5 protein-coding genes are annotated in these 5,941 nt (G+C 72.4%); 3 read left to right on the forward strand and 2 right to left on the reverse strand.

Annotated elements, in window-relative coordinates; translation table 11 throughout:
- The first annotated feature begins 267 nt into the window (after positions 1–267).
- Positions 268–1,314 carry an ATP-binding cassette domain-containing protein gene (locus ACOV8S_RS07415; protein WP_448316833.1) on the forward strand — a complete coding sequence of 349 codons (1,047 nt, stop codon included), beginning with the start codon at positions 268–270 and terminating at the stop codon, positions 1,312–1,314.
- Positions 1,311–2,174 (forward strand): ABC transporter permease, encoded by an 864-nt coding sequence (locus tag ACOV8S_RS07420; RefSeq protein ID WP_448316835.1) that lies wholly within the window; start codon positions 1,311–1,313, stop codon positions 2,172–2,174. The genes ACOV8S_RS07415 and ACOV8S_RS07420 overlap by 4 nt, the downstream gene beginning before the upstream one ends.
- A 69-nt stretch (positions 2,175–2,243) precedes the next feature.
- Here ACOV8S_RS07420 and argG read toward each other — a convergent pair whose 3' ends face one another.
- The gene (gene argG, locus ACOV8S_RS07425; RefSeq protein WP_351118089.1) at positions 2,244–3,686 is read right to left on the reverse strand and encodes an argininosuccinate synthase; all 1,443 of its coding nucleotides are present in this window, start codon (positions 3,684–3,686) and stop codon (positions 2,244–2,246) included.
- A gap of 14 nt (positions 3,687–3,700) precedes the next feature.
- On the reverse strand, positions 3,701–4,648 hold the full coding sequence (locus tag ACOV8S_RS07430; RefSeq protein ID WP_448316836.1) for a LysR family transcriptional regulator: 948 nt from the start codon (positions 4,646–4,648) through the stop codon (positions 3,701–3,703).
- A gap of 107 nt (positions 4,649–4,755) precedes the next feature.
- Here ACOV8S_RS07430 and ACOV8S_RS07435 point away from each other — a divergent pair, with 107 nt between their 5' ends.
- Positions 4,756–5,799 carry a zinc-dependent alcohol dehydrogenase family protein gene (locus ACOV8S_RS07435; protein ID WP_448316838.1) on the forward strand — a complete coding sequence of 348 codons (1,044 nt, stop codon included), beginning with the start codon at positions 4,756–4,758 and terminating at the stop codon, positions 5,797–5,799.
- Positions 5,800–5,941: the final 142 nt, after the last annotated feature.

The raw sequence follows: 5,941 nt of genomic DNA on the forward strand, positions 1-5,941 counted from the left end.
GGTGCCCAGCAGGCACACCAACGACAGCCCCGGCATCAGCGTCCCGGCCGCGACGGCGACGAAACTGCCCTGCCCGACCAGCCGGAAGGACGGGGCGGAGAGCACCGGGAAGCCGTCCGACCCGCCGGTCTCCACGTCTGTCGCGCATCCTCGGAAGGGTGACGCAGGCCGCGCCGACCGATGAGTCCCCGCTCCCGCGGAAGTCATCACTGGTGCGCGCGCCCCGACCGCCCGAGGCCGCGGCCCACCACCGAGAGGAAGGTCCTCATGACCCACCCGACAGCCGCCCCGGCCGTGGAGACGGCCGGCCTGGTGAAGACGTTCGGCGCGACGCGCGCCGTCGACGGGGTCGACCTGACCGTCCCCACCGGCACGGTCTACGGGGTGCTCGGCCCGAACGGCGCGGGCAAGACCACCGTGGTCAAGATGCTCGCCACCCTCCTGCGCCCCGACGCGGGCCAGGCACGCGTCTTCGGGCACGACGTCGTCCGGGACGCCGACCGGGTCCGCAGCCGGGTCAGCCTCACCGGCCAGTACGCCTCCGTGGACGAGGACCTGACCGGCACGGAGAACCTCCTCCTGCTCGGCCGCCTCCTCGGTCACGGCCGGCGGGCCGCCCGGGAACGGGCGGCCCAGCTGCTGGACGCCTTCGGACTGGCCGAGGCGGCCGGAAAGCAGGTCAAGCAGTACTCCGGCGGCATGCGCCGCCGCATCGACATCGCGGCGTCCCTCCTCAACACGCCCGACCTGCTCTTCCTCGACGAGCCCACCACCGGCCTCGACCCGCGCAGCCGCAACCAGGTCTGGGACATCGTGCGCGCCGTGGTCACCCGGGGCACCACCGTGCTGCTCACCACCCAGTACCTGGACGAGGCCGACCAGCTCGCCTCCCGCATCGCCGTGATCGACCGCGGAAAGGTGATCGCCGAAGGCGCCAAGGGGGAGCTGAAGGCATCGGTGGGCGCGGGCTCCGTCCTGCTGCGGCTGCGCGATCCCGGGCAGCGCCCCGAGGCCGCCGAGGTCCTGCGCCGCGCCCTGGACGCACAGGTCCAGTTCGAGCACGACCCCGTCGCGCTCACCGCCCGGATCGGCGCGTCCAGCACCTCCACGGCCGCCGAACAGGCCGCCGGAGCGCTGGCGGAGCTGGCCCGGCTCGGCATCACCGTGGACAACTTCGCCCTCGGCCAGCCCAGTCTGGACGAGGTCTTCCTCGCGCTCACCGGGCACGGCACGGACGACCCCGGAGCGCCGGGCGACCCGACCACGCCGGGCGACGACACCCTCCGCACGACCGGCATGGAGAAGACGGCATGACCACCGACACCCGCCCGGACACCGCCACCGGCGGGGCCGGCGAGCTGCGCCCGCTGAGCCCCGAGTCCGTCGCCTCCGTGCTCGTCCAGGCCGAGCGGCCGCCCCGGCCCAGCGCCCTCACCGCCTCGCTCGCCTTCGGATGGCGGGCCGTCCTGAAGATCAAGCACGTGCCGGACCAGCTCTTCGACGTCACGGCGTTCCCGATCATGAACCTGCTGATGTTCACGTACCTCTTCGGAGGCGCGCTGGCGGGTTCGCCGGACGACTACATCCAGTTCGTGCTGCCCGGGATCCTGGTGATGTCGGTCGTGATGATCACCATGTACACCGGCGTCTCGGTCAACACCGACATCGACAAGGGCGTCTTCGACCGCTTCCGCACGCTCTCGCTGTGGCGGCCGTCCATCATGGTCGGCTACCTGCTGGGCGACGCCCTGCGCTACACCATCGCCTCGGCGGTCATGCTCGCCCTCGGCCTGGTCCTCGGCTACCGCCCTGCCGGAGGGGTGCAGGGCGTGCTGGCGGGCGTACTGCTCCTCCTGGTGTTCTCCTTCGCCTTCTCCTGGATCTGGACCATGTTCGGTCTGCTGCTGCGCACGGAGAAGTCGGTGATGGGGGTCGCCATGATGGTGATCTTCCCGCTGACCTTCCTCTCCAACGTCTTCGTCGACCCGCGCACCATGCCGGGCTGGCTCCAGGCCTTCGTCAACAACAACCCGATCACCCATCTGGCCTCGGCGGTCCGCGGACTGATGGCCGGGAGGTGGCCCGGCATGGAGATCGTCTGGACCCTCGGCTGGGCGGGGCTGCTCCTGCTGGTCTTCGGGCCGGTGACGATGCGGCTCTACAACCGGAAGTGAGCCGACGCGAGAGGCCGGCCCGGAGTGCTCCGGGCCGGCCTCTCGCGTCGTGCGTGCGTCCGCGACGGGTCAGTCGGTGCCGGCCTCCATGGCCGCGCGGTCGAGCAGCTCGTCGTCCTCGCTGACCTCGCCGCGGGAGGCGATGGCCTCCGCGCCGCCCTCGGGCATGGTGCCGATCAGGCCGGTGACCTGGGCCGCGCCCAGCACCGGGCTCGCGCCGGTGCCGAGCAGGCCGAGGCCGGCGTACTGCTCCAGCTTGGAGCGGGAGTCGGCGATGTCCAGGTTGCGCATGGTCAGCTGGCCGATGCGGTCCACCGGGCCGAACGCCGAGTCCTCGGTGCGCTCCATGGAGAGCTTGTCCGGGTGGTAGCTGAACGCCGGGCCCGTGGTGTCGAGGACCGAGTAGTCCTCGCCCCGGCGCAGGCGCAGGGTGACCTCGCCGGTGACCGCCGCGCCGACCCAGCGCTGCAGCGACTCGCGGATCATCAGCGCCTGCGGGTCCAGCCAGCGGCCCTCGTACATCAGGCGGCCCAGACGACGGCCCTCGCTGTGGTACTGGGCGAGGGTGTCCTCGTTGTGGATCGCGTTGACCAGGCGCTCGTAGGCCGCGTGCAGCAGGGCCATGCCCGGGGCCTCGTAGATGCCCCGGCTCTTGGCCTCGATGATCCGGTTCTCGATCTGGTCGGACATGCCCAGGCCGTGGCGGCCGCCGATGGCGTTGGCCTCCATCACCAGGTCGACGGCGGACGCGAAGTCCTTGCCGTTGATCGTCACCGGGCGGCCCTGCTCGAAGCCGATGGTGACGTCCTCGGCGGCGATCTCGATCGTGGGGTCCCAGAACTTGACGCCCATGATCGGCTCGACCGTCTCGATGCCGTTGTCGAGGTGCTCGAGAGTCTTCGCCTCGTGCGTGGCGCCCCAGATGTTGGCGTCGGTGGAGTACGCCTTCTCCGTGCTGTCCCGGTACGGCAGGCCGTGCGCGACCAGCCACTCCGACATCTCCTTGCGGCCGCCGAGCTCGGTCACGAAGTCCGCGTCCAGCCAGGGCTTGTAGATCCGCAGGTTCGGGTTGGCGAGCAGGCCGTAGCGGTAGAACCGCTCGATGTCGTTGCCCTTGTACGTCGAGCCGTCGCCCCAGATCTGGACGTCGTCCTCGAGCATGGCCCGCACCAGCAGGGTGCCGGTGACCGCGCGGCCCAGTGGCGTGGTGTTGAAGTACGCCCGCCCGCCGGAGCGGATGTGGAACGCGCCGCAGGTGAGCGCGGCCAGGCCCTCCTCGACGAGTGCGGCACGGCAGTCGACCAGACGCGCGATCTCGGCGCCGTAGGCCGTGGCGCGGCCGGGCACCGAGGCGATGTCGGGTTCGTCGTACTGACCGATGTCGGCGGTGTAGGTGCACGGGACGGCGCCCTTGTCGCGCATCCACGCGACCGCGACGGAGGTGTCGAGGCCGCCCGAGAAGGCGATGCCGACGCGTTCGCCGACGGGGAGGGAGGTGAGGACCTTGGACATAGGAAGATTATGCATCATCCCGTATGGTCATGCAAAGCGGGTTCCGTGAGGGGTTCTGGCGCGGGCTCGATCGCGCGCAGTGCGGCGAGGCCCGCGGCGATCCCGGCCTCGTGTGCCGTGCCGTGCCGGACGGCGGTCTCGATCGTGCGGGTGAGGGTGCTGTCGGTGACCGGCCGTGCGGTCAGCGACGGCGGGAGATCGGCCGCGGCCATGCGCGGGACGAGGGCGGTGTGACCGCCGCTCGCGGCCAGGGCGATCATGGAGTGGAAGTCGGTGCAGGTGTGCCGCACCCGGGGGGTGAAGCCGGCGGACCGGCAGGCCTGGAGGACGGCTTCCCCGCAGGCCGATCGCGGCGGGGCGGTGATCCACTGGGCGCCCGCCAGCTCCCGCAGGTCGATCGGGTGGCGCTCGAGGCCGGCGGCCGGGTGGTCGCCGCGCAGGATCGCGACCAGCGGATCGGTCCGCAGGGTTCGGGTTTCCACCCCGGGGTGCGGGGGTGTGGCGAGGTTGGCGTAGCGGTAGAGCAGGGCGATGTCGGCGCGGCGCTGGAGCAGCAGCCGTACGGCGACCTCCGGTTCGGCCTCGGTGATGTGCAGGTCCAGGTTCCGGTAGGCGTCCTCCAGCACTTCGCCGAGAGGAGCCGCCAAGGGGGCGAGGGCGCTGGGGAAGCAGGCGAGGCGGAGCGGGCCGGTCGGCTCCCCGGTGCGGGCCTGCAGCCGTCTCTGCGCCTGTTCCAGAGCGGCGAGCACCTGCTCGGTGTCGTCGGCCAGTTGCTGCCCGGCGGGGGTGAGGTGGACGGAGCGGCTGGTGCGTTCCAGCAGGCGGGTTCCGGCCTCGTCCTCCAGCAGCCGCAGCTGCTGCGAGACCGCGGAGGGCGTGACGCCGTGGAATTCGGCCACCGCGGTCACCGTGCCATGGGTGGCGAGGTCGCGGAGGAGGGTGAGTCGTCGCACGTCGAGCATTAGTGCATCTTAAACAAGGGGTGTAGGAAATGTAGCTGGACAAGAACAAGCGTGTGGGCGACCCTTGGCTGCTCCAGCCAGGCCCCGAGCAGTGCCAGGAGAGTTCCGTGCGTGCCACCGTGATCCACAGCCCCCGCGACATCCGGATCGAGGAGGTGCCCGACCCGGTGGTCCGGCAGCCCACCGACGCGGTCGTCCGGGTGGTGAACGCCTGCATCTGCGGCAGCGACCTGTGGGCGTACCGCGGCGTGGCCTCCCGGGTCCCCGGCCAGCGGATCGGCCACGAGTTCCTGGGCATCGTCGAGGCGGTCGGCTCCGAGGTGCGCGGCTTCCGCCCCGGCGACTTCGTGGTCGCCCCCTTCGTCTGGTCGGACGGCACCTGCGACTTCTGCCGTGAGGGACTGCACACCTCGTGCCCCGAGGGCGGCTTCTGGGGCGAGGTGGGCTCCGACGGCGGCCAGGGCGAGGCGGTGCGGGTGCCGTTCGCCGACGGCACCCTGGTGGGGCTGCCCGAGGAGGCGGCCGGCGAGGAGAAGCTGCTGCCCGGTCTGCTGGCCCTCTCCGACGTGATGAGCACCGGCCACCACGCGGCCGTGTCGGCCGGTGTCCGCCCCGGCACCACGGTCGCGGTGGTCGGCGACGGCGCGGTCGGCCTGTGCGGCGTGCTGGCCGCGCGGCGACTCGGCGCCGACCGGATCATCGCCCTGGGCCGCCACGGGGCGCGCACCGCGATCGCCCGCTCCTTCGGCGCCACCGACGTGGTCGCCGAGCGCGGCGAGGACGCGATCGAGGCGGTCAGGGAGCTGACCGGCGGACAGGGCGCGCACGCCGTGCTGGAGGCCGTCGGCACAGAGCAGTCCATGCGCACCGCGCTCTCGATCACCCGGGACGGCGGCGCGGTCGGCTACGTCGGCGTGCCGCACGGCGGCAGCGCCGGCGTCGACATCAGCCAGATGTTCAACCGCAACGTCACGCTGGCCGGCGGCGTCGCCCCGGCCCGTGCCTACATCCCCGAGCTGCTGCCGGACGTCCTGTCCGGCGCGATCGACCCCGGCCTGGTCTTCGACCGCACCGTCGGTCTCGACGGCGTGCCCGAGGGGTACCGGGCGATGGACGACCGCACCGCGCTGAAGGTCCGCATCGCCTTCTGACACACGGCCCGTTGCCGCGGCGCCGGGCCGAAGGCCCGGGGCGTCAGGGCCGCGGTGGCCGGCGCGCGGGCCCGGGGACGGCGTCCCGTCGCGGCCGGACGGAGGCGTCGGCGGGGACGGAGGCGTCGGCGGGGACGGAGGG

The sequence above is a fragment of the Streptomyces sp. CO7 genome (assembly GCF_053474865.1).